Raw genomic sequence first — 24,604 nt, 5'->3', positions numbered from 1 at the left:
GCGCCGGGGCCGCTCAGGCCGCCGAGTCCGAGCCGGGCTCCGCCTCATGTCTGCGCGGGCGGCTGTCCCACTGCGGAAGTCGCCGCAGTATCTCCAGGACGCGGTCCCGGGACTCGTCCGCCGCGTCGATCGATTCCATGCACTGCCAATAGGCCCCTTCCTCGAAGGACGCGCTCGCCACGGCGACGAGTGCGATCCCGACATCACCGAGCAGCGCGCCGAGGTCGCGCAACGCCTCCTGCACATCGCCCAGTTCGGTGATCTGCGCCGCCCGGATCCCGCCCGCTCCCACCACGGGGATCGCCGAGCCGCCGCTGCCGCGTGCTCCCGCTTCCGTCAGGGCGTGCGCCTCGCCCCGTAACTCCGGTGGCCCCTGTAGCGCGAGTCGGCTGCCGATCGCCTGGGCCAATGCCTGTGCCTGCCACGCCTCCCTCATGATGTCCGGCGCGTCCTGGCTCTGTGCCAGGGCCCGTCGGCCGATCCCGATGAGCCGCACCGCATCCATTCGCGTCCCCGTCCGTCCCGCTCCAACTCCCTTGCTCACTACCCAGAGTGAGGGTCCGCGAGACGAAAAGCCAGAGGAAGTCCGAAATCTGTGGGCGCCGGGGTCGATGTGGATATTTCTATGACTCCGGAGAGTGACGAAAGCGGGTTGAGGGCGGGGCGTGTGGATCTACGCGTCGGGGACCGGGAAACGGCTCTCGTTGCGGTCGATCTTCGCCGCGAGCGCGGCCAGCGCGTCGATGCCGAGGACCTCGCAGAGCTGGAGGAGGTAGGCGAGGACGTCGGCGACCTCGTCCCGGACGCGGTGAGCCGATTCCGGGTCGTCCATGACACGGGCCGACTGCTCGGGGGTCAGCCACTGGAAGATCTCGACCAGTTCGGACGCCTCGACGCTGAGCGCCGCGACCAGGTTCTTCGGGGTGTGGAAGGGCTCCCAGTTCCGGGCGGCGGCGAAGCGCGCGAGCCGGTCCTGGAGAGTCGCCACGTCCAGCGGGCGGGTGTCTCCCTCGCCGCGCACCTCACGCGAACCCGGCCCAGACCCAGACCCAGACCCCGGCCCCGGCCCCGGCCCCGGCCCCGAAAACACCGGACCACCCGCGCCCGCACCCACACCCGCACCCACCACGCCGCCCGCCTCACCGTTTCCGTCCGTCACGGCTTCAGGTCTACCACCGACGCCCCCTGCGCCGGCGCCGCCCGTCCGGCCGGGCCCGACTCGGCCACCGAGGCGAGGAGGCGGATGTGGCCGCGGGCGCACATCCGCGCGGCGAGGGCGACGAGTTCGGTGCTCTGGGCCGAGTCGAGCCCGCGGTCGAGGCCGTCCGCGAGGATGGTGAGGCTCTGGCACGCCTCGGGCACCTCCGCCGCCGGGTCGACCTCCAGGACGCGGGGCCCGGTGAGCAGGACCAGGGCGAGGGCCAGGTACCTCAACTCGCCGTCCGCCAGCCGGTCGAGGGGGGTGCTCGTGCCGTCGCCGCGATCGATGACGGCGCGTACGGCACCGTGCGATGTCTGCTCGGCGAGCACGTCCGCCACCGGTCCCGCGAGGCCCGCGCGGGCCGCCGCGACGAGGAGGGAGTGCCGGGTGCCGCACTCGGCGCGGGTGCGGCGCAGCACCGTCGCGAGGTTGTCGCAGCCGCCGGAGAGCCGGTCGGCGTGGACCCTGCCCGGCGCGCGCATCCGGGCCGGGGCCGGGTCGCAGGCGAACACCGAGCGCAGCCCGACCACGGTCTGCTCGGCGGCCGCCAGGACTCTGCGCTGGCCTTCGGTGCGACCGGCGACGCGCAGCGGGAGCAGCGCCGTGCCGAGGAGGTCGTCGGGGAGCGGGCCCCGGGTCACGGGTACCGACCCGGCGGTGTGCCAGGCGGCCTGGACGTCGCGGCGGCCGGGGTCGCGCAGCGCGGTCTCCAGGTAGGTGATGCCGGGTCCGGTCAGTCGTTCGCCGACGATGCGGAGTTCGGGTTCGGCCTGGACGGCGAGGTCGAGGCGGACGGGTCCCGCCGGTCCCTCCACCGTGCAGCCGATGCGGAAGCCGCGGCGGTGCTGGGCGTCCGGTCTGGAGCGCTCGGGGACGTAGCGCGGCGGGTCGGGGAAGACGTCCGCGAGGGCCGCTCCACCGCCGAGTCCGGCGAGCGCCTCCAGTGCGCGCAGCGCGCTGGACTTCCCGCTGCCGCTGGGGCCGGTCAGTACGGTGAAGGGGCCGAGGGGCACGGTGGTTCCGCGGTGGCGGCCGAAGGCGGAGAGCCGCAGTTCGGTCACGCGCGGGCGGTCCGGGGACACGCCGGTGGGCGGCGGGGGCGCGCCCCGGTGGAGCACGGTCATGCGGTGAACGTAGGCGGAGGGGTCCGCGCAGAACCGTTCATCCCCCCGGACCTTCCTACGATCGGGGGGAGTATGCCGTGCGGGCTTGCCGCCAGGCGCGCGTGGCGTCCCGTGCCGGTGTCCGCGTCAGGAGAGGGCTCCGGCCCCCGCGACCAGCCCCTGGACCTCGGTCCCGGGCGGTGCCAGGAGGAAGACGTTGCGGTCGACGCGGTGCATGCCGCAGCCGAGGCCGAGGACGACGCCGCTGCTGAAGTCGAGCACGCGCTTGGCCACTTCGCTCTCGGCGCCCGACAGGTCGAGCAGGACCGGGATGCCGGACATGACGGTCTCGGCGACCTCGCGCGCGTCGCCGAAGACATTGACCCGCAGGACGACGAAGCGGCGGCGCGGCTCCGTCTCGGGTTCGGGGATCGCCCGGTGGCCGACCGCCGAGGGCCATTCGTTGCGGCTGCGCAGCGGTACGACCTGGGCGAGCCCTTCCCACTGTTCGTCGGTGACGTCGTGGCCGTTCACTGCCCCCACCCCGTCCGGGCTCGCACTGTTGTCTGCACCGCTCAATTCTTACGCCATGTCACCCGTTCAGCCCAACACCGACACGGACCGGAGTCTCATGCCGTGAGGGCGACCGTCTCCACCGCGGGCGTCCGGACGGCGCGGCGGGCGGTGGCCAGTCCGGTGACCAGGGTGGCCGCCGCGGCCGTGGCCACCACCGCGATCCAGATGCCCGGGCCCTGGTCGGGCAGAAGGGAGTCGGTGCGTACGGCGGTGAAGGGGATGATGCCCGCGAGCGCCGCGAGTGTGCCGAAGAACACGCCGGTGACGGTCAGGAGGACGCCTTCCACGGTGACGGTCGTCAGCACTTGCGCGGGGGTCGCCCCGGCCAGCCGCTGCTGGCCGAACTCACGTACGCGGTAGGCCGTGGCGGCGTACAGGGAGTTGATCAGCATGACGCAGGCGAACACGACGATGATGCCGACCACGGTGAGGTTGAGCGTCTCCAGGTTCTTGTCCTCCACTGACCTGGTCAACCCCGATGCCTTGATCGCGTCGTTCTCGACGGCCTGCATGTACAGCGTCGCGGTGGCCATGCCGGTGAACAGGATCAACGGCATGAGGATGCCGGAGAGTTCGGGAGCGCGGCGGCGCAGCGTGCGAGCCGCCAGGTAGCCGCTCGCACCGGCCAGGGCGGTGAGGAGGGGTTCGGCGCGGCCCAGGACGGCGCGCAGCAGGGTCGTGGAGACGAGGGCGAAGCCGACGGAGAGCAGGATGGCGCCGTAGGCGGGGGCCGCCATCAGGGCCGCGTCGGTGGCTTTCATGGCGAAGGTGCCGCTCACGGCGAGCGCGCCGGTGAGCAGAGCCGCCCAGGACGCGAATGTCCGTGCCCGGCCCGCTTTCCGGCGCGGGCCCGCGGCGGCCTTCGCGGCGCGGCGCACCGCGAGGTAGGCGGCGCCGGCCGCCGCGAGGAGCGTGACGCCGACGCCGGACAGCAGGGCGATCGGGCCGAAGGAGTGGTCGACGGAGTCGGCGACCTGGCCGCCGTCCTTGAACACGTCGAGCAGGACGTGTCCCCCGAGCACGGCGGGGCCGATCGCGAGGAGGGCGCCCACGAGCGCGACGGCCATGGACTCACCGACGATCATGCGGGTGATCTGGGCGGGCGTGGCGCCCGTGGTGCGCAGGAGGCGGGTCTCCTCCGTGCGTTGACGCACGTTGACCGTCAAGGTCGAGGCGATCGCGAAGAAGACGAGGAGGGTGCCGTAGCCGCCGACCACGCTCGCCGCGGTGGTGAGCGTGTCCCTGCTGGCCTTGTCGACGCCGTGCGCGCCCGCCGTGTCGTGCAGGGAGTTGAACGTCATGACGACGGTCGCGCCGAGGAAGGCGGACAGGAGCGTCGCGAGGAAGCGGCCGGGGCGCTGTCGTACGGAGCGTGCCGCGAGTCCGAGCATCGTGCACATGGGTCAGGCTCCTGTCGTCGTCGGGGCGGAGTCCTCGTCGACGTCGTCGCCGAGGTGGGCGAGGCGTTCGGCGATCCGGTCGGCCGTCGGGGACGTCAACTGTCCGGCGAGCCGGCCGTCCGCGAGGAACCGCACGGTGTCGGCGTACGAGGCGGCCACCGGGTCGTGCGTCACCATCACCACGGTCCTGCCGTGCAGCCGCACCGTCTCCTGGAGCAGCCGCAGCACGTCGCGGGCGCCGCGGGTGTCGAGGGCGCCGGTGGGCTCGTCCGCGAAGATCACGGCGGGTTCGGTGACCAGGGCGCGGGCGATCGCGACGCGCTGGCGCTGGCCCCCGGAGAGCTGGTCGGGGGTGTGTCCGAGGCGGTCGCCGAGGCCGACGCCGGTGAGGATCCGCTCGGCCTTCGCCCGGTCCACGCGCCGCCCGGCGAGCCGCAGCGGCAGGACCGTGTTCTGGGCGACGGTGAGCGTGGGCAGCAGGTTGTACTGCTGGAAGACGAAGCCGATGCGGGTGCGGCGGAACCTGGTGAGCGCGGCCTCCCCGCGGGCCGGGCCCGGGCCGCCGGACATCTCCTCGCCCGCGACGACGACCAGGCCGTTGTCGGGGCGGTCGAGCCCGGCGGCGCAGTGCAGCAGCGTCGACTTGCCGGAGCCCGACGGCCCCATCACGGCCGTGAAGCTGCCGGTGGGCAGGGTGAGGGTGACGTCGTCGAGGGCCCGGACGAGTGTGCCGCCCGCCGGGCCCGCTCCCGGTGCGCCGTACGTCTTGGTGACCCTGACCAGGCGCAGCGCCTCGTCGCGCCCGTACGCGGAGCTCTGTGTCCGTCCGTGCCGATGGTGGTGTCGCATGTCGCCGATCCCCTCGTCCGGCGCCCGGTGCGCCTCTCCTACGACGCTAGGGACGACGGCCGCGCGGGACATTGGGCGTACGGCCCGGACCGGGGGTGTCGCCACGTACACCCTCCGCGTACGCGAAAGGCGCTACGCAGGGCCGCCGGAGCGGGCCAGCCAGCGGCCCGCGTGCCGCGTGACCTCGATGGGGCGGCCGAAGCAGGCCGTCATGCGCTCGGCCGTCAGGACCTCCTCGACCGGGCCGCGGGCGAGGACGCGGCCCTCGCGCAGGAGCAGCGCGTGGCTGATCGCCGGGGACAGCTCCTCCAAGTGGTGGGTGACGGTGACCGTGGCCAACTCCGGTCGATTCGCGGCCAGTTGGCGCATGGTGTCGATGAGGTCCTCGCGCGAGGGCAGGTCGAGCGCGTTGAACGGCTCGTCGAGCAGCAGCAGCGCCGGGTCGGCCATGAGGGCGCGGGCGATGAGGACGCGGGCGCGCTGGCCGCCCGAGCAGACGCCGTACGGGCGGTCGGCGAGCTCCTTGATCTGGAGTTCGGCGAGCAACTGGTGCGCGCGGTCGCGCACCTCGCTGTCGTAGGACTTCCAGAGCGGCTGGACCGTTCCGGTGTGGCCGGTCAGGACGACGGTGTGGCCGGGGAGGTCCTGCGGGACGCGCTGGGACGTGGAGACGTGGCCGATGTGGGCGCGCAGTTCGCGTACGTCGACGCGGCCGAGCCGGTGTCCGAGGACCTCGACGGTGCCGGTGGTGGGGAACGCGGTGGCGCCGACGAGGCGCAGGATGCTGGTCTTGCCCGCGCCGTTGGGTCCGAGCAGCGCCCAGTGCTCGCCGGGGCGGACGGTCCAGTCGATGCCGTCGAGGATGACCTGGCCCGTGGTGAGGCGGCGCATGCTCGCGCCGTCGAGGGCGGCGACGACGCGCGCGTCCCGTGCGCCGCCGACCTGCTCGTCCGTCCTGTCCATGGGGCCTCCCGCCGCGTCGCGTACCGGACGGAGAGTAGCTGTAGGCGGCATGTAACCGTGGTCGCGTCCGAGTCGTGGACGTGGCGTCCGGGGACCGGGCCGTGCCCGGCGAACGTAGGCTGACCGTCATGGACTTGAGTCGACAGCCCGTCGCCGACGCCCCGTTACCGGCCGCGGTGCCCGCGGCGCACCGCTGGAACGCGGTCGTATGGGTGCTGTGCGGTCTGGTGCCGCCCGCCATCGCGGTCTCGGACGCGGCGGACGGGACGAAGTACACGACGTACGTCCTGCTGGCGGCCCTCACGGTCGCCTACGCGGCCGTCGCGATGTTCCCGGAGAATCCGGTCCTGCGGCCGTCCGGTTATCTGACGGTGCTGACCGTCGGGGTCGGCGCCGTCGCGTACGTGATGGGCAGCGGCGCCGCCTTGTTCATCGTGTCGCTGCCGCACTTCTGGATCTACGCGTCCGGACCCGCCGCCGCCCTCTCCTTCAGCGGTGCCGCCGCCCTGCTGACCGCCCTGGGCGGAGTGCTCGGCCGCTCGGCGGGGTCCGAACTCCTCACCGGTAATGAGGGGTTCGTCGTCGCCGGGTACCTGGTGGGCGCGGGGGTCGGTCTCCTCGTGCACCGGATGAGCGAGCAGAGCGAGGCGCGCGCCCGGCGGCTGTCCGATCAACTCAACCACACGCAGGCCGCGTTGGCGGAGGCGCACCGGCGGCAGGGCGCGGCCGACGAGCGGGAGCGGCTGGCCCGCGAGATCCACGACACGCTCGCGCAGGGTTTCGCCTCCATCATCGTGCTGGCGGAGGCCGCCCGCGCGGGCCTCGCCTCCGAACCGGTGCGCGCCGCCCAGCAGTTGACGTCCATCGAGCGGACGGCGCGGGAGAACCTGGCGGAGGCGCGCGCCCTGGTCGGGGCGACGCCGCCGCCGGGCGGCGCGGTCCAGGGCGCGGTGTCGGCGATGCTGCGGCGCACCCTCGACCGGTTCACGCAGGACACCGGGATCGCGGTGGACGCGGAGCTCGCGGACGCCGACTGCGACCAGCAGACCCGGATCGCGCTGCTCCGCTGCACCCAGGAGAGCCTGGCCAACGTCCGTAAGCACGCGGAGGCCTCGACGGTGCACGTGGTGCTCGCCGACGGCCCGTACGGCATCGAGCTGGAGATCACCGACGACGGTCGGGGCTTCGATGTCGGCGCGGCCCGCGGCTTCGGCCTCGACGGGATGCGCAAGCGGCTCGCCGAGCTCGGTGGCGAGCTGACCGTGACCAGTTCGCTCGGCGACGGCACCCGCGTCCTCGCCTCCCTGCCCGCTTTCGCCCCCGGCCACGAGGAGTTCGTATGACCGTCCAGGACACGCCCCGACTGCGGGTCGTCGTGGTCGACGACCACACGGTGATGCGGGCCGGTGTCGTCGCGCTGCTCGCGCCGGAGCCCGGGATAGAGGTCGTCGGGGAGGCGGACGACGGCCGGGCGGGCGTGGCGCTCGTCGAGGAACTGACCCCCGACGTGGCCCTGTTGGACCTGCGGATGCCGGTCCTCGACGGTGTCGCGGCGACGCAGCGGATCGTCGCGGGCCCCAGCGGTACCCGGGTGCTGATCCTGACGACGTACGACACGGACACCGAGATCGAGCGGGCGGTGGAGGCCGGCGCGATCGGTTATCTCCTCAAGGACACCTCGCGCGAGCAGCTCGTCGACGCGATCCGGTCGGCGGCGCGCGGTGAGACGGTGCTGGCTCCGCGGGTCGCGCAGAAGCTCGTCGCGAAGATGCGGCGCCCGGTGCAGGCGGCACTCACCGCGCGCGAGGTGGACGTGCTGGAGGCGGTGGCCGACGGTCTGTCCAACGCCGACATCGGCAAGCGCCTGGTGATCGGTGAGGCGACCGTGAAGACGCATCTGCTGCGGGTCTTCGCGAAGCTCGACGTCAGCGACCGGACGCGGGCCGTCGTGGTGGCGATGGAGCGCGGACTGCTGGAGCGTTCCGGCCAGGACTGACGCCCGGCCAGAACGCTCCTCTCCCGACTACTTGCCCGCTGTCAACTCGCGCAGGGCGATGTTGAGTTCGAGGACGTTGACACCGGGCTCCCCCATGAAGCCGAGGACGCGGCCGTCCGTGTGGTCGGCGACGAGTTCGCGCACCCGGGCGACGGAGAGGTGGTTGCGCTCCGCGACGCGGTGGACCTGGAGGGCGGCGTAGGCCGGGGAGATGTGCGGGTCGAGGCCGGAGCCGGAGGAGGTGACGGCGTCGGCGGGCACGGCCGAGGGCTGCACCCGGTACGTCGCCGTGGAGTTGGCGGCGACGACGGAGGCCTTGGCCTCCTTCACCTGCCTGACCAGCTCCGGGTCGGCCCCGGAGAGGTTGGTGGCCCCGGACAGGATCAGCTTGTACCGCGTGTTGACGCTGTTGTTGCCCAGGCCGTTGGACGGGCGCGGCTGGAACCAGGTCAGGTCGGGCCTGCCGTCCTTGGTGAGGTACCTCTGCCCGATGAGGGACGAGCCGACGACCCGGCCCCCGGACGTGACCTCGGAGCCGTTCGCCTTGTCGTGGAAGAGGCCCTGGGCGACGCCGGTGACGGCGAGCGGGTAGAGCACGCCGCACAGGACGGTGAGGAGGGCCAGGGCGCGCAGGCCCGCCCAGAGCAGCCGGCCGGTGTTCGCTACGGAGTTGTTCATGAGGGTCAGCCGATCCCGGGGACGAGGGAGAGGAGTACGTCGATGACCTTGATGCCGACGAAGGGCGCGACGAGGCCGCCGAGACCGTAGATCCCGAGGTTGCGGCGGAGCATCCGGTCGGCGCTCACCGGCCGGTACCGGACGCCCTTGAGGGCGAGCGGGACGAGGGCGACGATGATCAGTGCGTTGAAGACGACCGCGGACAGGATCGCGGAGTCGGGGCTGGACAGGCGCATGATGTTGAGCTTGTCCAGGCCCGGGTAGACCGCCGCGAACAGCGCCGGGATGATCGCGAAGTACTTGGCGACGTCGTTGGCGATAGAGAACGTCGTCAACGCGCCGCGGGTGATGAGGAGTTGTTTGCCGATCTCGACGATCTCGATGAGCTTGGTCGGGTCCGAGTCGAGGTCGACCATGTTGCCGGCCTCCTTCGCGGCCGACGTGCCGGTGTTCATCGCGACGCCGACGTCCGCCTGGGCCAGGGCCGGCGCGTCGTTGGTGCCGTCGCCGGTCATCGCGACGAGCTTGCCGCCCGCCTGCTCCCGCCTGATGAGGGCCATCTTGTCCTCGGGCGTGGCCTCGGCGAGGAAGTCGTCGACGCCCGCCTCGTCCGCGATCGCCTTCGCCGTCAGCGGGTTGTCACCAGTGATCATGACGGTCCTGATGCCCATGCGGCGCAGCTCGTCGAACCGCTCCCGCATGCCGTCCTTGACGACGTCCTTGAGGTGGACGACGCCGAGCACGCGGGCGCCCTCGGCGTCCTCGACGGCCACGAGCAGCGGCGTACCGCCCGCCTCGGAGATCCGGTCCGTGAGCGGGCCGGCGTCCTCGGCGACCCGGCCGCCCCGCTCCTCGACCCAGGCGGCGACCGAACCGGCCGCGCCCTTGCGGACGCGGCGCCCGTCGATGTCGACGCCCGACATGCGGGTCTGGGCGGTGAACTCGATCCAGTGGGCACCGGCCGGCTCACCCTCGGGCAGCTCCCCGAGCCCGTACGCCTCCTTGGCGAGGAGCACCACCGAGCGGCCCTCGGGGGTCTCGTCGGCCAGCGAGGAGAGCCGTGCGGCGTCGGCGAGGTCGGCCTCGGGGACGCCCGCGACCGGGACGAACGCGGCGGCGCGGCGGTTGCCGTGGGTGATGGTGCCGGTCTTGTCGAGGAGCAGGGTGGAGACGTCACCCGCGGCTTCGACGGCGCGCCCGGACAGGGCGAGGACATTGCGCTGCACCAGCCGGTCCATGCCCGCGATGCCGATGGCCGACAGGAGCGCGCCGATGGTGGTGGGGATGAGGCAGACCAGGAGCGCGACCAGGACGACCATGTCGAGGTCCTTGCCCGCGTAGTGCGCGAACGGCGGCAGCGTGGCGACGGCCAGCAGGAAGACGACGGTCAGCGACGCGAGCAGGATGTTGAGCGCGATCTCGTTCGGTGTCTTCTGCCGGGCCGCGCCCTCGACCAGGTTGATCATGCGGTCGATGAACGTCTCGCCGGGCTTCGTCGTGATCTTGATGACGACGCGGTCGGAGAGCACCTTCGTCCCGCCGGTGACGGCCGAGCGGTCGCCGCCCGACTCGCGGATCACCGGCGCGGACTCACCGGTGATGGCGGACTCGTCGACGGAGGCCACGCCCTCGACGACGTCACCGTCGCCGGGGACGATGTCGCCCGCCTCGCAGACCACGAGATCGCCGATGCGCAGCTCCGTACCGGGGACCGGCTCCTCGCAGCCGTCCACGAGCCTGCGGGCCACGGTGTCGGTCTTGGCCTTGCGCAACGTGTCGGCCTGGGCCTTGCCGCGGCCCTCGGCGACGGCCTCGGCGAGATTGGCGAAGATCACGGTGAGCCAGAGCCAGGCGCTGATGGTCCAGCCGAACCAGTTGGACGGGTCGGTGAAGGAGAACACCGTCGTCAGGACCGAGCCGATCAGCACCACGAACATGACGGGGGACTTCACCATCACCCGCGGATCGAGCTTGCGGCAGGCGTCGGGGAGCGACCTGATCAGTTGCCGGGGGTCGAAGAGGCCCGCGCCGACCTTGCCGTCCCCGGACTCCCCGGCCGGCCGGCCGGTCGGAGCGGAGTGGTGCGGCGCCCGGGTGGGTGTGGCTGTGGACATGGTGTCCTCGGTGGTGTCGGTCGTTACGTTCATGAGGCGAGTCCCTCGGCGAGCGGTCCGAGCGCGAGCGCCGGGAAGTAGGTCAGTCCGGCGATGATCAGGACCGTGCCGACCAGGAGGCCGGTGAACAGCGGTTTCTCGGTGCGCAGGGTGCCCGCGGTGGCCGGGATCGGCCGCTGTTCGGCCAGCGAACCGGCGAGCGCGAGCACGAACACCATCGGCAGGAAGCGGCCGAGCAGCATGGCGAGGCCGATCGTGGTGTTGAACCAGTTCGTGTCGGCGCTCAGCCCGGCGAAGGCGGAACCGTTGTTGTTGGCGCCGGACGTGAACGCGTAGAGGATCTCGGAGAATCCGTGCGCGCCCCCGCCCAGCATGGAGTTCTTCGGGGTCGGCAGGGCCATGGAGACGGCCGTGAGGACGAGGACGAGGGCGGGGGTGATCAGGAGGTAGCAGGCGGCGAGCTTGATCTCGCGGGTGCCGATCTTCTTGCCCAGGTACTCGGGCGTGCGGCCCACCATCAGGCCGGCGATGAAGACCGCGATCACCGCCATGATCAGCATGCCGTAGAGGCCGGATCCGGTGCCGCCGGGCGCGATCTCGCCGAGCTGCATGCCGAGCATGGTGATGCCGCCGCCGAGGCCGGTGAAGGAGGAGTGGAAGGAGTTGACCGCGCCGGTCGAGGTGAGCGTCGTGGCGACCGCGAAGATCGAGGAACCGCCGACGCCGAAACGGTTCTCCTTGCCTTCCATGGCGCCGCCCGCGAGGTCGAACGCGGGGCCGTGCGGGGCGAACTCGGTCCACATCATCAGTGCGGTGAAGCCGACCCAGATCGCCGCCATCGTGGCGAGGATCGCGTAGCCCTGCCGCAGTGAGCCGACCATGCGGCCGAAGGTGCGGGTCAGCGAGAACGGGATGACCAGGATCAGGAAGACCTCGAAGAGGTTGCTGAGACCGTTCGGGTTCTCGAAGGGGTGGGCGGAGTTGGCGTTGAAGTAGCCGCCGCCGTTGGTGCCCAGTTCCTTGATGGCTTCCTGGGAGGCGACGGCGCCGCCGTTCCACTGCTGCGAGCCGCCCGTGAACTGGCCCACCGCGTGGATGCCGGAGAAGTTCTGGATGGCCCCGCAGGCGACGAGGACGAGCGCGCCGAGCACCGCGATCGGCAGCAGGACGCGGACGACGCCGCGCACGAGGTCGGCCCAGAAGTTGCCCAGTTCACCGGTGCGGGAGCGGGCGAAACCCCGGACGAGGGCGACGGCCACGGCCATCCCCACGGCCGCGGAGACGAAGTTCTGCACCGCGAGGCCGCCGGTCTGCACGACGTGGCCCATGGCCTGCTCGCCGTAGTACGACTGCCAGTTGGTGTTGGCGACGAACGACGCGGCCGTGTTGAAAGCCTGGTCCGGGTCGATCGACCGGAAGCCGAGCGAGCCGGGCAGCACCCCCTGGAGCCGTTGCAGCAGGTAGAGGAAGAGGACGGAGACGGCCGAGAAGGCGAGGACGCCCCGCAGGTACGCGGTCCAGCGCATCTGCGTGTTCGGGTCGGCGCCGATGCCCTTGTAGATCCACTTCTCCACCCGGAGGTGCTTCCCGGAGGAGTAGACCCGGGCCATGTGGTCGCCGAGGGGACGGTGGGCGAGCGCCAGCGCCGCGCCCAGGGCGAGGAACTGGAGCGCTGCGGCAAGTACGGGGCTCATCTCCGGCTCAGAACCTCTCCGGGTACAGGAGGGCGAGGACCAGATAGCCCAGCAGGGCGACGGCCACGACGAGGCCGACGACGTTTTCGGCGGTCACAGCTTGGTCACCCCCTTGGCGGCGAGGGCCACCAGGGCGAAAACCGCGATCGTGGTGACGACGAAGGCCACATCGGCCATCGTGAGCTCCCGGGTGAGGTGCGAGGAGGGACAGGGACGGAGATCCACGCGCCCGAATCGCCGAAACGTTCGGACGACTATCGGACGACTAGAGGAAACCCCCGGTCACGACCGCTTTCGCACCGCGTTGACGCCTCCCTTACGGAAGCGCCCACGCCCTTGACGCGTCTCTTACGTCGCTGCCCACGCCCGCGGCAGCGGCGACCTGTCCCCGACGGCCCGGGCGGCGTCGAGGACCAGGTCCCCGCGAACCGTCCGCCGATGAGCCGCACCCCGAGCGGCAGCCCCTCGTGCAGCGCGACCGGCACGGTGACGGCCGGGAAGCCGAGCACGGGCACGGCGGTCATCGGCCACATCGCGGGGAACAGCTCCGCGGAGCGCTTCGCCCCCGCGAGGTCGGCGTCCTGCTCGAAGGGCGGCTCGGCGCAGACCGGGGTGAGCAGCAGCCGCCCGGCGCCGAGAAGTCGCTGGAGCCGGGTGATCAGGGTGGCGCGCCGCCCCCAGCCGTTGATGTACGTCTCCAGGTCCGGGCGCTCGCCCCAGACGGTGGCCGCCATCGCGAAGTGCCCGGCGAGGGCGGTGCGGATCGCGTCGTCGCCGATCCGCTGCTACAGCGTGGGCTGACGGGGCCGACGGGGCCGATGGGGCCGACGGGCTGACGGGCTGACGGGTCCGACGGGCTGACAGGCCCGATGGATCCGACGGGTCCGACGGGTCCGACGGGCTGACAGGCTGACGGGTCCGATGGATCCGACGGGGCCGATGGATCCGATGGATCCGACGGGCTGACGGGTCCGACCGGTCCGACGGGTCCGACGGGTCCGACGGGCTGACAGGCTGACGGGTCCGACGGCTCCGATGGATCCGACGGGCTGACGGGCTGACGGGCCCGATGGGTCCGACGGGTCCGACGGGTCCGACCGGGTGCGATGGGTCCGACGGGTCCGACGGGTCCGACCGGGTGCGATGGGTCCGACGGGTCCGACGGGTGCGATGGATCCGACGGGCCCGATGGATCCGACGGGCCCGATGGGCTGGGCTGACGGGTCCGACGGGCTGACGGGTCCGATGGATCCGACGGTTCCGATGGGCTGGGCTGACGGGCCCGATGGGCTGACGGGTCCGATGGATCCGACGGGCTGACGGACCCTACGCGCCCACGTACTCCGCCAGATGCTCGCCGGTGAGCGTCTTGCGGTGGGCGACCAGGTCGGCGGGGGTGCCCTCGAAGACGACCTCGCCGCCGTCATGGCCCGCGCCCGGCCCCATGTCGATGATCCAGTCGGCGTGGGCCATGACGGCCTGGTGGTGCTCGACCACGATGACCGACTTGCCCCCGTCGACGAGCCGGTCCAGGAGGCCGAGCAGTTGCTCGACGTCGGCGAGGTGCAGCCCCGCCGTCGGCTCGTCGAGGACGTACACGCCGCCCTTCTCGCCCATGTGCGTGGCCAGCTTGAGGCGCTGGCGCTCGCCGCCGGAGAGCGTGGTGAGCGGCTGGCCGAGGGTGAGGTAGCCGAGCCCGACGTCGTTCAGCCGCTCCAGGATCTTGTGCGCGGCGGGCGTGCGCGCCTCGCCCGCGCCGAAGAACTCCCCGGCCTCGGCCACCGACATGGCGAGCACCTCGCTGATGTCGCGCCCGCCGAAGGTGTAGTCGAGGACGGAGGCGTCGAACCGCTTCCCGTCGCACTCCTCGCAGGTCGTGGAGACACCGGCCATCATCGCCAGGTCGGTGTAGACGACGCCGGCGCCCTTGCAGGTGGGGCAGGCGCCCTCGGAGTTGGCGCTGAACAGTGCGGGCTTCACACCGTTGGCCTTCGCGAACGCCTTGCGAATCGGTTCCAGGAGCCCGGTGTACGTCGCCGGATTGCTGCGCCGCGAGCCGCGGATCGCGCCCTGGTCGACGGAGACGACGTCCTCGCCCGCCGGGATCGACCCGTGCACGAGCGAGCTCTTGCCGGACCCGGCGACCCCGGTCACGACGGTCAGCACCCCGAGCGGCACGTCGACGTCGACGCCCCGGAGGTTGTGCGTCCTGGCGTCGCGGATCCTCAGGACGCCGGTCGGCTCGCGCACGGTGTCCTTGAGGGCGGCCCGGTCGTCGAAGTGCCGCCCGGTGACGGTGTCGGCGGCCCGCAGCCCCTCGACCGTGCCCTCGAAACAGACGCTGCCGCCGCCCGCGCCGGCGCCCGGCCCGAGGTCGACGACATGGTCGGCAATCGCGATCATCTCCGGCTTGTGCTCCACGACGAGCACCGTGTTGCCCTTGTCCCGCAAGCGCAGCAGCAGCTCGTTCATCCGCTGGATGTCATGCGGGTGCAGCCCGGTGGTCGGCTCGTCGAAGACGTACGTCGTGTCGGTGAGCGACGAGCCGAGGTGGCGGATCATCTTGACGCGCTGCGCCTCTCCACCGGAGAGGGTGCCGGCCGGCCGGTCGAGCGAGAGATAGCCGAGGCCGATCTCCACGAACGACTCCAGGGTCTGGCGCAGGCTCTCCAGGAGCGGGGCCACCGACGGCTCGTCGAGCCCCCGCACCCAGGCGGCCAGGTCCCGGATCTCCATGGCGCAGGCGTCGGCGATGCTGATACCGCCGATCTTCGACGACCGCGCCCCCTCGTTGAGCCGCGTGCCCGCGCAGTCGGGGCAGACGGTGAAGGTGACGGCCCGCTCGACGAAAGCGCGGATGTGCGGTTGCAACGAGTCGACGTCCTTGGAGAGCATCGACTTCTGGATCTTCGGGATCAGCCCCTCGTACGTCAGGTTGATGCCGTCGACCTTGATCTTGGTCGGCTCCTTGTGCAGCAGGTCGTGGAGCTGCCTCTTGGTGAACCGGTTGATCGGCTTGTCCGGCGGGAAGAAACCGCAGCCGGTGAAGATGCGGCCGTACCAGCCGTCCATGCTGTAGCCGGGGATGGTCAGCGCGCCCTCGTTCAGCGACTTGCTGTCGTCGTAGAGCGCGGTCAGGTCGATGTCGGTGACCGAGCCGCGCCCCTCGCAGCGCGGACACATACCGCCGGTGATGCTGAAGCTGCGCCGCTCCTTCACGTCCTGCCCGCCGCGCTTGACGGTCACCGCGCCCGCCCCGCTGATCGAGGCGACGTTGAAGGAGAACGCCTTGGGCGAGCCGATGTGCGGCTCGCCGAGGCGGCTGAAGAGGATCCGCAGCATCGCGTTGGCGTCGGTCGCCGTACCGACCGTGGAGCGCGGATCGGTGCCCAGCCGCTGCTGGTCGACGGTGATCACGGTCGTCAGGCCGTCGAGCACGTCGACCTCGGGCCGCGCGAGCGTCGGCATGAAGCCCTGCACGAACGCGCTGTACGTCTCGTTGATCAGTCGCTGCGACTCCGCCGCGATGGTGTGGAAGACCAGGGAGCTCTTGCCCGACCCGGAGACGCCCGTGAAGACCGTGAGGCGCCGCTTGGGCAGCTCCACGTTCACGTCCTTGAGGTTGTTCTCCCGCGCCCCGTACACCCGGATCAGATCGTGGCTGTCGGCGACGTGCCGCCCCGCCGGGGGTGTACCGGTCTTCCTGGCCTTGGTCATCACGTCTCCATACGTCGGGCGCCCGGCTGCGGTCAGCAGTATCTCCGGTGGGCGACGCGGCGTCCGCTCCTTTCTCCGGCCCCTACTTCTGCGGGTCGTGCCCCCAGTTCATGAGGGAGTACCGCCACCGCGTGTCCGTGACGTCGCCCGCGGGGCGCTGCTTCAGGTGGCGGTGCACGTAGCCGACGACCTTGCGCATGTGGGCGAGGTCGTCGTCGGTGAGATCGGCCTTCTTCTTCTCCAGGAGGGCGACGATGCGGCGGCCGGACGCGTGGCCCACGCTCTCGCCGTCGCCGTCCGACTGGCCGACGCTCTTGGAGTCGTCGGTGGCCAGCCACTTCTTCAGGGCGGCGGGCGTCATGTTGACGGCTTCGCCGAAGGCGTCGACGGTGTCCCGCCGGCGTGTGTCGCCGGTCTCGCCCGTGTCGTTCTTCGCGCTCATGAGCCGCTGTTCCTCTTGCGCAGGGCCTCCGGCTTGTGGACGGCGGCACGGCCGGACTTGTCGCTCGTGACCTCGTACTGCGGCTCGTCCTTCGAGGCGTCGACGGTGCGTCCCGCCGCCTCGGTACGCTCCGTGATCTTCTTCTTCACTTTTCCCGGGACGGTCTTCCCGTGGCTGCTCCAGGAGACCTTGTCACCCTTGCTGAGCTTCTTTCCCTTGGTCATGAGGCGCGCGCTCCTTCGATCGGCCCCCCGGACGGACGACGCTCCTCACTTTCCCGCCATTCGGGGACGCCCGCATTCCGACAGATCCCCGGCGACGGCGGGCCCGATCCTCCTCGACCAGCCAAAACCCTGTGGGGTTCACGGAGTTGACTCTCAAAGCTTGAACACAAATTACACACATCCCCTCTTCATACCGGCTCCGATGGTCTAGATTGACCGTGCTTCACATGTGGACACGGGGCGACAAATGATGATCTATAAGTCGGGTGTCACGGACGGCGCGCACGCGCGTTCCTGACACCGGGCGTGGGGGTGATCGATTCAAGAAGCCCGAGAGGGTGCCTTGGGTGTGGGGAGCACCCGGGGTGTCGACGGGCTTCCGTGCACCTCGTGAGCCGGGCAGGGCACAAGACCACTGCCGCCCGGTCGAGGTGATCACGTAGCGCTGCCACAGCCGGGACAGTCATGCGCGGGGGGCGGGGGCCTCCCGGGGGAGGAACAGTGCGGCGCGGGGGGCGGGGGCCTCCCGAACGGGTGCAACAGTGCGGGGGGCGGGGGTGCCTCCCGGGGGGAGGAACTGTGTGGAGCGAACACGTCGAGCCCGCCGGTGACCTGGGGGGGTCCGTGCAACAGGGCGAATTAGTCAGACCGTTGCCATCGACGCGCGGGCGTCTGGGGAACGGACCGATACGTCAGCCCGCGACCGACTGGGAACAGCGGTACCGTCGCACGGTCATCACCAGCGACACCGTGGCCACGGCCCTGGTCGTGGCCGGGATAGGCAACTTCTTCGGGGCCAGGGACGCCGCCAACTGGCACGAGAAATGGGGCATCCTCGCCTTCGGCACCGAACTGCTGGTGCTCGGGGCGCTCGCGGTGAGCCGGGCCTGGGCACCGGCCGTGCTCGGCCAGGGCGCCGAGGAGTTCCGGCGGTTCGGACGCTCCCTGTTCGCGGCGACCGTCGTCCTCGCGCTCGGCGGCATAGCCCTGACCTCGCGCAACATCAAACTCTGGATCTTCGTCGCGATCCCCGCGATCGCGCTCGTCACGATGACCGCGCGGTACGTCCTGCGCCTCTCGCTGCACAAGCAGCGCAAGGAAGGACGGTGCCTGCGCCCGGTGCTCGCCGCCGGGAGCCCGGAGACCGTGCGCGACCTGATCACCCGCACCCGAAAATTCCCGCACCTCGGCTGGCGCGTGGAGGCGGTGTGCACACCGGACGGGCTCGGGGTCGAGGGTGACCACCTGGACGGGGTTCCGGTCGTCGGTCCACTGGCGGACGTCGCGGGCCATGTCCGCCGCGACGGCTACCGGGTCGTCGCGGTCACCCCCGACCCGCACTGGTCACCCGACCGGCTCCAGCGGCTGGCCTGGAACCTGGAGGGCAGCGACGCCGAGATGGTCGTCGCCCCCGTGCTGATGGAGGTGGCCGGGCCGCGGCTGCACGTCGACGCGGTGCTCGGGATACCGCTGCTGCGGGTCAGCATGCCGGCCTTCACCGGGGGCCGCCGGGTGGTCAAGGGGATCGTCGACCGGCTGGGCGCGGCGGCGCTGCTGCTGCTGTTCGCGCCGCTGATGGTGCTGGTCGCCGTCCTCGTGATGGTGGACAGCAGGGGTGGGGCGGTGTACCGCCAGCGCAGGGTCGGCAAGGACGGCCACGAGTTCACCATCGTCAAGTTCCGCACCATGGTCACCGGCGCCCACCGGGCCCGTGCCGAGCTGGCCGACCTCAACGAGGGCGCGGGGGTGCTGTTCAAGCTCCGCCGGGACCCGCGGGTGACCCGGGTGGGCTCGGTGCTGCGCCGCTACTCCATCGACGAGCTGCCGCAGCTCTTCAACGTACTCACCGGGTCGATGTCGCTCGTCGGCCCGCGGCCTCCGCTGCCGGAGGAGTCCGCCGCGTACGGCCCGGACATCCGGCGGCGGCTGCTCGTCAAGCCCGGCCTCACCGGCCTGTGGCAGATCAGCGGACGCAGCGACCTGCCGTGGGACGAGGCGGTCCGCCTCGATCTGCGGTACGTCGAGGACTGGTCGCTCGCCCTGGACACAGTGATCTTGTGGAAGACGCTGCGCGCGGTCCTCCACGGGCAGGGCGCGTACTGATGCGCGGGGGTCGCCGACCGGCGAGCGCGCGGACCGCAGGCCGTGAGGGCCTGCCTGGGGGGAGGGACGAGTCATGAGGGTCAGCGTCTTCGGCCTCGGCTACGTGGGCTGCGTGTCAGCCGCGTGCCTGGCCGGCATGGGGCACGAGGTCATCGGGGTGGACGTCAACCAGGTCAAGGTGGACCTGGTCAACGACGGCAAGGCCCCGGTGGTCGAGGAACGGATCGGTGAGCTCATCGCCGAGGTCGTGGAGAGCGGGGCGCTGCGGGCCACCGCCGACGTCCGCGAGGCGATCATGGGCAGCGACGTGTCGCTGATCTGCGTGGGTACGCCGTCGGAGCCCAACGGCAGTCTGTGCACCACGTACCTGGAGCGGGTCACCGAGGAGATCGGCGCGGCGCTGGCCGAGCGTGGCGGGCGCCAGACCGTCGTCTACCGCAGCACCATGCTCCCCGGTACCTGCCTGAACCTGCTGGTGCCGATCCTGGAGAAGCACGTCGGCACCGCCGGGGTCGACTTCGGGGTCGCGGTCAACCCGGAGTTCCTGCGCGAGGGCACGAGTGTGCGGGACTTCTTCGACCCGCCCAAGACCGTCATCGGCGAACTCGACGCGGCCAGCGGCGACGCGGTCCTCGCGCTCTACGACGGTCTGCCCGGCGAGGTGTTCCGGGTGCCGGTGCCGACGGCCGAGGCGATCAAGTACGCGGACAACGCCTTCCACGGCCTCAAGATCGGCTTCGCCAACGAGCTGGGCGCGGTGTGCCAGGCGCTCGGGGTGGACTCGCACCAGGTGATGGACGTGTTCCTCGCCGACCGCAAGCTGAACATCAGCCCCGCCTACCTGCGGCCCGGCTTCGCCTTCGGCGGCTCCTGCCTGCCCAAGGACCTGCGCAGCCTGGTCTACGCGGCGCGGCGGGCCGACGTGTCGGTGCCGATCCTGTCGCATGTGCTGCCCTCCAACTCCGCGCATCTCCAGCGCGCGGTGGAACTGGTCGAGCGCACCGGCAAGCGCCGGGCGGGCCTGCTCGGTCTCTCCTTCAAGCCCGGCACCGACGACCTGCGCGAGAGCCCGCTGGTGGAGCTGGCGGAGAGACTTTTCGGCAAGGGCTACGACCTGAAGATCCACGACGCCAACGTGAGCCTGTCCCGGCTGCTCGGCGCCAACCGCGAATACATCGAGACCCGGCTCCCGCACCTGGCGCAACTGCTCGCGGACTCCGTCGAGGAAGTGCTGGACCACGCCGACGTGCTGCTTGTCGGCACCCGGGACCCGGCCGTGCTGGCGGCGCTGCCCCATGGCGACGACGGCCCGGTCCTCATCGACCTCGTCCATCTTCCCGACGCCGACGAGCGCCGGACCGAATCGGGGTACGTAGGCCTTGCTTGGTGACACATCGTTCGACGACACGACCGACGGCGCCCGCCCGGGCGGGCGCGCGCTGATCCTGGTGGAGAACCTGTCGGTGCCCTTCGACCGGCGGGTGTGGCAGGAGTGCACGACCCTGCGCGACGCCGGGTGGGAGGTGCACGTCATCTGCCCCCAGGGGACGAAGCGGGACACGGAGGCGGAGGCGGAGATCGACGGGGTGCGGATCCACCGCTACCCGTTGCGCGCCGCCACCGGCGGTCCCGCGGGCTACCTGCGGGAGTACGGATCGGCGCTGTGGCACACGGCCCGCCTTGCCCGCGAGGTCGGACCGGTCCACGTGGTCCACGCCTGCAACCCGCCCGACCTGCTGTTCCTTCCTGCGCTGCGGCTGAAGCGGCTCGGCGCGCGGTTCGTCTTCGACCAGCACGACCTGGTGCCCGAGCTGTACCTCTCCCGCTTCGACCGGGGCGAGGACCTGCTCTACCGCGCCGTGTGCGCCCTGGAACGGCTGACCTACCGGGCCGCGGACATCGTGCTGGCCACGAACGAGAGCTACCGGGACGTCGCGGTGCACCGTGGCGGCCGGCGGCCCGAGGACGTCTTCGTGGTACGCAGCGCGCCGCAGACGGACCGGTTCCAACCGGTCCCGGCCGAACCGGAGTTGAAGCGCGGCAAGCCGCATCTGCTGTGCTACCTCGGCGTCATGGGGCCGCAGGACGGTGTCGACTACGCCCTGCGGGCGCTGGCGAAACTGCGCGACGAACTCGGACGGACCGACTGGCACGCGGTGTTCGTCGGCTCCGGGGACGCCTTCGACGCGATGGTGGAGCTGTCGCGGGAGCTCGGCCTCTGCGACCAGGTCGAGTTCACCGGGCGCATACCCGACGCCGACCTGGTGCGCTACCTGTCCACCGCGGACGTCTGCCTCTCCCCCGACCCGCGCAACCCGCTCAACGACGTGTCGACCATGAACAAGGTCCTGGAGTACATGGCGATGGGCCGGCCGATCGTCTCCTTCGACCTCCGTGAGGCGCGGGTCTCCGCCGGTGAGGCCGCCGTCTACGCGCCCGCCAACGACGAGGCCGCGTTCGCGAAGCTCGTCGCGCTGCTCCTCGACGACCCGGAGAAGCGGGCCCGGATGGGCCGGATCGGCCAGGAGAGGGTCACCGGGGAACTGTCCTGGCGGAACTCGCAGGCATCGCTCCTCGCCGCTTACGCCGCCGCCTGCCGTGGCCGCACCCCGGTGATGCCGGGCGGGCCGGTCCGGGTACGGAGGAGGCAGCGCCGTTGAGCGACGACCCGGTACGCCTGGTCACGATCGGGCGGATCCTCCGCAGGCGCTGGCGGCTCCTCGCCGCCCTCGCCGTGGTGGGCGCGCTCCTGGGCTACGGCACCTCCCTGCTCTTCCCGCCGAACTACACGACCTCCACGTCCGTCCTTCTGGCGGGGCAGTGGGAGGAGCGCGAACTGCTCACCCAGGCGGAGGTCGCGGCGAGTTCGGCAGTGGTCGACCGTGCGGCGAACACGCTCGACTGGCCCGGGGTCAGCAACAGCGAGCTGCGCGAACACGTGACAGCGAAGATCGCGGACGGGAACATCATCAAGATCTCCGGTACGGCCGACACCCCGGAGGCCGCGCAGCGGCTCTCCGACGAGGTGGCACGGCAGTTCGTCACCTTCGCCGCGCGGATCGCGGGCGACACCTCCGACGCCGACGCGGCGACCGGTCCCGAGGCGCTGCGCAAGAAGGTCGCCGAGACCAACCGCCGCATCACCGAGCTGGCCGACTCGGCCGACCCGGGGCAGACCGTCGAGGGTGTCCAGGCCCGCACCGAGCTGGAGAAGCTGCGCACCGCGCTGCAAGAGGCCATGCGGAAGCTGGACGAGGCCGACCCGACGACCAACAAGGCCGGCATGGTCGTCATGGGGCCCGCGGCCCGGCCGACCGGTGAGGCACCGCCGACCAGGACGCAGCTCGTCGTCGCGGGGGCGCTGCTGTTCTTCCTCGTCGGAGTGGTCGGCCACCTCGCCGCCGCCCGCACGAACCGGCGGCTGCGCACCGAGGCGGAGATCACCGCCGCGCTGGGCTCGGCGCTGCTCGGCACCGTCGACGTCCCCGGTGACGGGCGTGTGCACGCGCCGGACGGTGGCGCGCGGGCCGGGGTGCGCCGGTTGCTCGGCGTCGACACGCGCTGGGACGTCCCCGCTCCGCGGGTCTCCGGCGACGAGGCCGGCACGCTGCTCCGCTACCGGCGCGTCTGCGCCCGTCTCCGGGACCGGCTGCCGGCGCCCCGGCGGCTGCTGCTCGTCGTGCCGGAGGGGGACGAGACCGCGCGCCTGGCCGCGGGGCAGCTCGTCGCCGAGGCCGGGCACGACCCGCTGCTGCGGCTTGTGGACGTCTCGGTGGCGCAGCCGCTGGTCCCGGACCGCGACACCGAGTCCGGCGCCCTGGTCGTGCTCAGCCCGGGCAGTTGGACCGCTGAGGAGCTGGGCGGCATCGCGCGGGCCTGCGCGGACGGCAGACACGAGGTCGTGGGCGTCGTCGTCGCCGGCCCGGTGCGGACCCGCCCGGCGCGGGCCGCCGGCCGTCCTTCGCAGCACGCCGTGCCCGCGATGGCGGCCGGGGGCGACTCGCGGGGAGGTACCGGGTGACGACGACCAAGACCACGGAGCCGTCGGGCGCCACCCCGCTCCTCGACCTCCAGTCGCTGGTGGTGGCGGTGCGCAGGCGCCGCCGCCTCTGGTCCGCCATGGCGCTGCTCGGGCTGCTGGCCGGCGCGGCGATGGCCGTCCTGATGCCGGCGCCGCCGTCCGCGGTGGCCAAGGTGCTGGTGGCCCACAAGGAGGACCAGCCGAACGACACCGGGACGCTGATCCGTACCGACGTCGAGCTGCTGGGGACCACGCGCATCGCCGACAAGGCGCTGCGGGCCCTCAAGTCCTCCGAGAAGCCGGAGGACTTCATGAAGGACTACCGGGGCACGGGCCTGACCAACAACCTGCTCCAGATCGATGTCACGGGGACCAGCGACGCCGACGCGGTGGCCCGGGCCCAGGCCCTGGCCGACGCGTTCGTCGCCGACCACGTCAAGCGGATGCGCGAGAGCGCGAAGACCGAGGCCAAGGCCCTGCTCGAACAGCGCGACCGTATGCAGGACGAGCTCGCCGAGGTCAACAAGGCGATCGGGGGCCGCTCGCCCGAGGCCGACCCGCAGTCGTCGGCGAGCACCGAGTCGCTCTTCGCCCGCCGGGCCGAACTCACCTCGCGCATCGCCGACTTCAACCAGCGTGCCGAGGACGCGCGCGTGGGCACGCCCCAGGTCATCGCCGGTACGCAGATCGTGGACGCCCCCCGCGCGATGGCACGCTCCCTGCCCAAGGCCGCCGCCACCCACGCGGTGATCGGGCTGGTCCTCGGGCTCGTCCTCGGGCTCGCGCTCGCCTCGGTCGGCGCGGTGGTGGCGGACCGCCCCGTGCTGCGCCGGGAGATCGCGGCGAACCTGGGCGCGTCGGTCATCGCGGAACTGCCCCTGCGCGGGGGCCGCCCGTGGCGGCGCGGACGTACCCGAAGGGCGCGCGAGCGGCTCACCACGACGCTAGCCAGGACCGTGCGCGGCTCCGCGGAACCGGTGTCGCTGCTGGAGCTGGGCTGCGCGCGCCTCACGAGCGCCATCGCCCTGGACGTCGCGCGGGCGCTGTCGGCGGAGGGGCCCGCGGTCGTCGTCGACGGTCTGCCCGGCTCGCAGCTCGCCGAGCGGCGCCCGCAGCCGGGCGATCCTGCCGTCGTCAGTGGCGACCTGCCCGGTTCACCGCAGGAGCGCCGGATCGGTGTCGGCTCCATCGCGCCGGGCACCGCCTGGACCGACCTGCACCACCTGGGCAGTCAGACCGTGCTCGTCGTGCGCGCCGGGCACAGCGGTGCCGCCTGGCTGCACACCGTGGCGCGGCAGCTCGCGGAGCAGGGCGTCGCGGTGATCGGTGTGGTGCTGGTCGACCCCGATCCGCGGGACCGGACCGACGGCACGCTGTGGGACGGGCTGCACACCGCGCTGCGCGGCCCTTTTGACCGGCCGACCGCCCGGCAGAACCAGAAGTCGCCCGGTCGGCGGCGGACGGAGCGGGCGCCGATGTGGGCCGCACGGGTCCCGGACAGCAACCAGGAGGCTCGGTAAGAC

23 protein-coding genes are annotated in these 24,604 nt (G+C 71.9%); 7 read left to right on the top strand and 16 right to left on the bottom strand.

Annotated elements, in window-relative coordinates; all coding sequences use genetic code 11:
* Nucleotides 1–13: 13 nt before the first annotated feature.
* The 7 genes from ACIRF8_RS14650 to ACIRF8_RS14620 form a co-directional block, all read right to left on the bottom strand.
* Entirely contained in the window at nucleotides 14–505 is a 492-nt protein-coding gene (locus ACIRF8_RS14650; protein WP_404214642.1) for a DUF6099 family protein, read from the bottom strand.
* 168 nt (nucleotides 506–673) lie between these two features.
* The gene (locus tag ACIRF8_RS14645) at nucleotides 674–1,021 is read right to left on the bottom strand and encodes a nucleotide pyrophosphohydrolase (RefSeq protein ID WP_404214640.1); all 348 of its coding nucleotides are present in this window, start codon (nucleotides 1,019–1,021) and stop codon (nucleotides 674–676) included.
* A gap of 134 nt (nucleotides 1,022–1,155) precedes the next feature.
* A complete protein-coding gene (locus ACIRF8_RS14640; protein WP_404214638.1) occupies nucleotides 1,156–2,325 on the bottom strand; it encodes an ATP-binding protein in 1,170 nt (389 codons plus the stop codon).
* 126 nt (nucleotides 2,326–2,451) lie between these two features.
* The gene (locus ACIRF8_RS14635) at nucleotides 2,452–2,838 is read right to left on the bottom strand and encodes a cell division protein SepF (protein ID WP_404214636.1); all 387 of its coding nucleotides are present in this window, start codon (nucleotides 2,836–2,838) and stop codon (nucleotides 2,452–2,454) included.
* 95 nt (nucleotides 2,839–2,933) lie between these two features.
* A complete protein-coding gene (locus ACIRF8_RS14630; protein ID WP_404215898.1) occupies nucleotides 2,934–4,271 on the bottom strand; it encodes an FtsX-like permease family protein in 1,338 nt (445 codons plus the stop codon).
* A gap of 12 nt (nucleotides 4,272–4,283) precedes the next feature.
* Entirely contained in the window at nucleotides 4,284–5,129 is an 846-nt protein-coding gene (locus ACIRF8_RS14625) for an ABC transporter ATP-binding protein (RefSeq protein WP_404214634.1), read from the bottom strand.
* A 132-nt stretch (nucleotides 5,130–5,261) separates the two neighbouring features.
* Nucleotides 5,262–6,092: an ABC transporter ATP-binding protein gene (locus ACIRF8_RS14620; protein ID WP_404214632.1), complete on the bottom strand. Its 831-nt coding sequence runs from the start codon at nucleotides 6,090–6,092 to the stop codon at nucleotides 5,262–5,264.
* 128 nt (nucleotides 6,093–6,220) lie between these two features.
* Between ACIRF8_RS14620 and ACIRF8_RS14615 the strand changes: the two genes are divergently transcribed.
* Nucleotides 6,221–7,435, top strand: coding sequence for a sensor histidine kinase (locus ACIRF8_RS14615; RefSeq protein WP_404214630.1), 1,215 nt, complete (start codon nucleotides 6,221–6,223; stop codon nucleotides 7,433–7,435).
* Nucleotides 7,432–8,088, top strand: coding sequence for a response regulator (locus ACIRF8_RS14610; RefSeq protein WP_404214628.1), 657 nt, complete (start codon nucleotides 7,432–7,434; stop codon nucleotides 8,086–8,088). Before ACIRF8_RS14615 ends, ACIRF8_RS14610 begins: the two co-directional genes overlap by 4 nt.
* A 27-nt stretch (nucleotides 8,089–8,115) precedes the next feature.
* On the opposite strand, the gene ACIRF8_RS14605 is transcribed toward ACIRF8_RS14610, so the two are convergent.
* The 9 genes from ACIRF8_RS14605 to ACIRF8_RS14565 form a co-directional block, all read right to left on the bottom strand.
* Nucleotides 8,116–8,766: a potassium-transporting ATPase subunit C gene (locus ACIRF8_RS14605; RefSeq protein WP_404214626.1), complete on the bottom strand. Its 651-nt coding sequence runs from the start codon at nucleotides 8,764–8,766 to the stop codon at nucleotides 8,116–8,118.
* A gap of 5 nt (nucleotides 8,767–8,771) precedes the next feature.
* Complete coding sequence (gene kdpB, locus ACIRF8_RS14600) at nucleotides 8,772–10,880, bottom strand: potassium-transporting ATPase subunit KdpB (protein ID WP_404215896.1); 2,109 nt, start codon at nucleotides 10,878–10,880, stop codon at nucleotides 8,772–8,774.
* Nucleotides 10,881–10,909: 29 nt separating this feature from the next.
* On the bottom strand, nucleotides 10,910–12,574 hold the full coding sequence (gene kdpA / locus ACIRF8_RS14595) for a potassium-transporting ATPase subunit KdpA (RefSeq protein WP_404214624.1): 1,665 nt from the start codon (nucleotides 12,572–12,574) through the stop codon (nucleotides 10,910–10,912).
* Between the two features lie 7 nt (nucleotides 12,575–12,581).
* Entirely contained in the window at nucleotides 12,582–12,671 is a 90-nt protein-coding gene (gene kdpF, locus ACIRF8_RS14590; protein WP_037777601.1) for a K(+)-transporting ATPase subunit F, read from the bottom strand.
* Nucleotides 12,668–12,799, bottom strand: a complete 132-nt coding sequence (locus tag ACIRF8_RS14585) for a hypothetical protein (protein ID WP_404214621.1) — start codon at nucleotides 12,797–12,799, stop codon at nucleotides 12,668–12,670. Before ACIRF8_RS14585 ends, kdpF begins: the two co-directional genes overlap by 4 nt.
* A gap of 29 nt (nucleotides 12,800–12,828) precedes the next feature.
* On the bottom strand, nucleotides 12,829–13,308 hold the full coding sequence (locus ACIRF8_RS14580) for a hypothetical protein (protein ID WP_404214619.1): 480 nt from the start codon (nucleotides 13,306–13,308) through the stop codon (nucleotides 12,829–12,831).
* A gap of 592 nt (nucleotides 13,309–13,900) precedes the next feature.
* Nucleotides 13,901–16,291 carry an ATP-binding cassette domain-containing protein gene (locus tag ACIRF8_RS14575; protein ID WP_404214617.1) on the bottom strand — a complete coding sequence of 797 codons (2,391 nt, stop codon included), beginning with the start codon at nucleotides 16,289–16,291 and terminating at the stop codon, nucleotides 13,901–13,903.
* A gap of 82 nt (nucleotides 16,292–16,373) precedes the next feature.
* On the bottom strand, nucleotides 16,374–16,733 hold the full coding sequence (locus ACIRF8_RS14570; protein ID WP_404214615.1) for a DUF3140 domain-containing protein: 360 nt from the start codon (nucleotides 16,731–16,733) through the stop codon (nucleotides 16,374–16,376).
* Entirely contained in the window at nucleotides 16,730–16,957 is a 228-nt protein-coding gene (locus ACIRF8_RS14565) for a DUF2945 domain-containing protein (RefSeq protein ID WP_404214613.1), read from the bottom strand. Before ACIRF8_RS14565 ends, ACIRF8_RS14570 begins: the two co-directional genes overlap by 4 nt.
* A gap of 624 nt (nucleotides 16,958–17,581) precedes the next feature.
* On the opposite strand from ACIRF8_RS14565, the gene ACIRF8_RS14560 reads away from it, so the two are divergent.
* The 5 genes from ACIRF8_RS14560 (at nucleotide 17,582) to ACIRF8_RS14540 (ending at nucleotide 24,601) form a co-directional block, all read left to right on the top strand.
* Nucleotides 17,582–19,060 carry a sugar transferase gene (locus ACIRF8_RS14560; protein ID WP_404215894.1) on the top strand — a complete coding sequence of 493 codons (1,479 nt, stop codon included), beginning with the start codon at nucleotides 17,582–17,584 and terminating at the stop codon, nucleotides 19,058–19,060.
* A 73-nt stretch (nucleotides 19,061–19,133) separates the two neighbouring features.
* Nucleotides 19,134–20,450, top strand: coding sequence for a nucleotide sugar dehydrogenase (locus tag ACIRF8_RS14555; protein WP_404214611.1), 1,317 nt, complete (start codon nucleotides 19,134–19,136; stop codon nucleotides 20,448–20,450).
* Nucleotides 20,440–21,720, top strand: coding sequence for a glycosyltransferase family 4 protein (locus ACIRF8_RS14550; RefSeq protein WP_404214609.1), 1,281 nt, complete (start codon nucleotides 20,440–20,442; stop codon nucleotides 21,718–21,720). Before ACIRF8_RS14555 ends, ACIRF8_RS14550 begins: the two co-directional genes overlap by 11 nt.
* Entirely contained in the window at nucleotides 21,717–23,081 is a 1,365-nt protein-coding gene (locus ACIRF8_RS14545) for a Wzz/FepE/Etk N-terminal domain-containing protein (protein ID WP_404214606.1), read from the top strand. The genes ACIRF8_RS14550 and ACIRF8_RS14545 overlap by 4 nt, the downstream gene beginning before the upstream one ends.
* Complete coding sequence (locus ACIRF8_RS14540; protein ID WP_404214604.1) at nucleotides 23,078–24,601, top strand: Wzz/FepE/Etk N-terminal domain-containing protein; 1,524 nt, start codon at nucleotides 23,078–23,080, stop codon at nucleotides 24,599–24,601. The genes ACIRF8_RS14545 and ACIRF8_RS14540 overlap by 4 nt, the downstream gene beginning before the upstream one ends.
* Nucleotides 24,602–24,604 lie beyond the last annotated feature (3 nt).

It is taken from the genome of Streptomyces sp. NPDC102406 (genome assembly GCF_044765725.1).
In the GTDB taxonomy this organism is placed as follows: Bacteria; Actinomycetota; Actinomycetes; order Streptomycetales; family Streptomycetaceae; genus Streptomyces.
The sequence above is the reverse complement of the archived record's forward strand: the minus strand, read 5'-3'. Positions and strand labels throughout refer to the sequence as shown.

Excerpts from the sequence above, each read along its gene's own strand:
- ACIRF8_RS14650 (WP_404214642.1), bottom strand. The coding sequence starts at position 505 with ATGGATGCGGTGCGGCTCATCGGGATCGGCCGACGGGCCCTGGCACAG.
- ACIRF8_RS14640 (WP_404214638.1), bottom strand. The coding sequence starts at position 2,325 with ATGACCGTGCTCCACCGGGGCGCGCCCCCGCCGCCCACCGGCGTGTCC.
- ACIRF8_RS14630 (WP_404215898.1), bottom strand. The coding sequence starts at position 4,271 with ATGCTCGGACTCGCGGCACGCTCCGTACGACAGCGCCCCGGCCGCTTC.
- ACIRF8_RS14625 (WP_404214634.1), bottom strand. The coding sequence starts at position 5,129 with ATGCGACACCACCATCGGCACGGACGGACACAGAGCTCCGCGTACGGG.
- ACIRF8_RS14620 (WP_404214632.1), bottom strand. The coding sequence starts at position 6,092 with ATGGACAGGACGGACGAGCAGGTCGGCGGCGCACGGGACGCGCGCGTC.
- ACIRF8_RS14615 (WP_404214630.1), top strand. The coding sequence starts at position 6,221 with ATGGACTTGAGTCGACAGCCCGTCGCCGACGCCCCGTTACCGGCCGCG.
- ACIRF8_RS14610 (WP_404214628.1), top strand. The coding sequence starts at position 7,432 with ATGACCGTCCAGGACACGCCCCGACTGCGGGTCGTCGTGGTCGACGAC.
- ACIRF8_RS14605 (WP_404214626.1), bottom strand. The coding sequence starts at position 8,766 with ATGAACAACTCCGTAGCGAACACCGGCCGGCTGCTCTGGGCGGGCCTG.
- kdpB (WP_404215896.1), bottom strand. The coding sequence starts at position 10,880 with ATGTCCACAGCCACACCCACCCGGGCGCCGCACCACTCCGCTCCGACC.
- kdpA (WP_404214624.1), bottom strand. The coding sequence starts at position 12,574 with ATGAGCCCCGTACTTGCCGCAGCGCTCCAGTTCCTCGCCCTGGGCGCG.
- ACIRF8_RS14580 (WP_404214619.1), bottom strand. The coding sequence starts at position 13,308 with ATGGCGGCCACCGTCTGGGGCGAGCGCCCGGACCTGGAGACGTACATC.
- ACIRF8_RS14575 (WP_404214617.1), bottom strand. The coding sequence starts at position 16,291 with ATGACCAAGGCCAGGAAGACCGGTACACCCCCGGCGGGGCGGCACGTC.
- ACIRF8_RS14570 (WP_404214615.1), bottom strand. The coding sequence starts at position 16,733 with ATGAGCGCGAAGAACGACACGGGCGAGACCGGCGACACACGCCGGCGG.
- ACIRF8_RS14565 (WP_404214613.1), bottom strand. The coding sequence starts at position 16,957 with ATGACCAAGGGAAAGAAGCTCAGCAAGGGTGACAAGGTCTCCTGGAGC.
- ACIRF8_RS14555 (WP_404214611.1), top strand. The coding sequence starts at position 19,134 with ATGAGGGTCAGCGTCTTCGGCCTCGGCTACGTGGGCTGCGTGTCAGCC.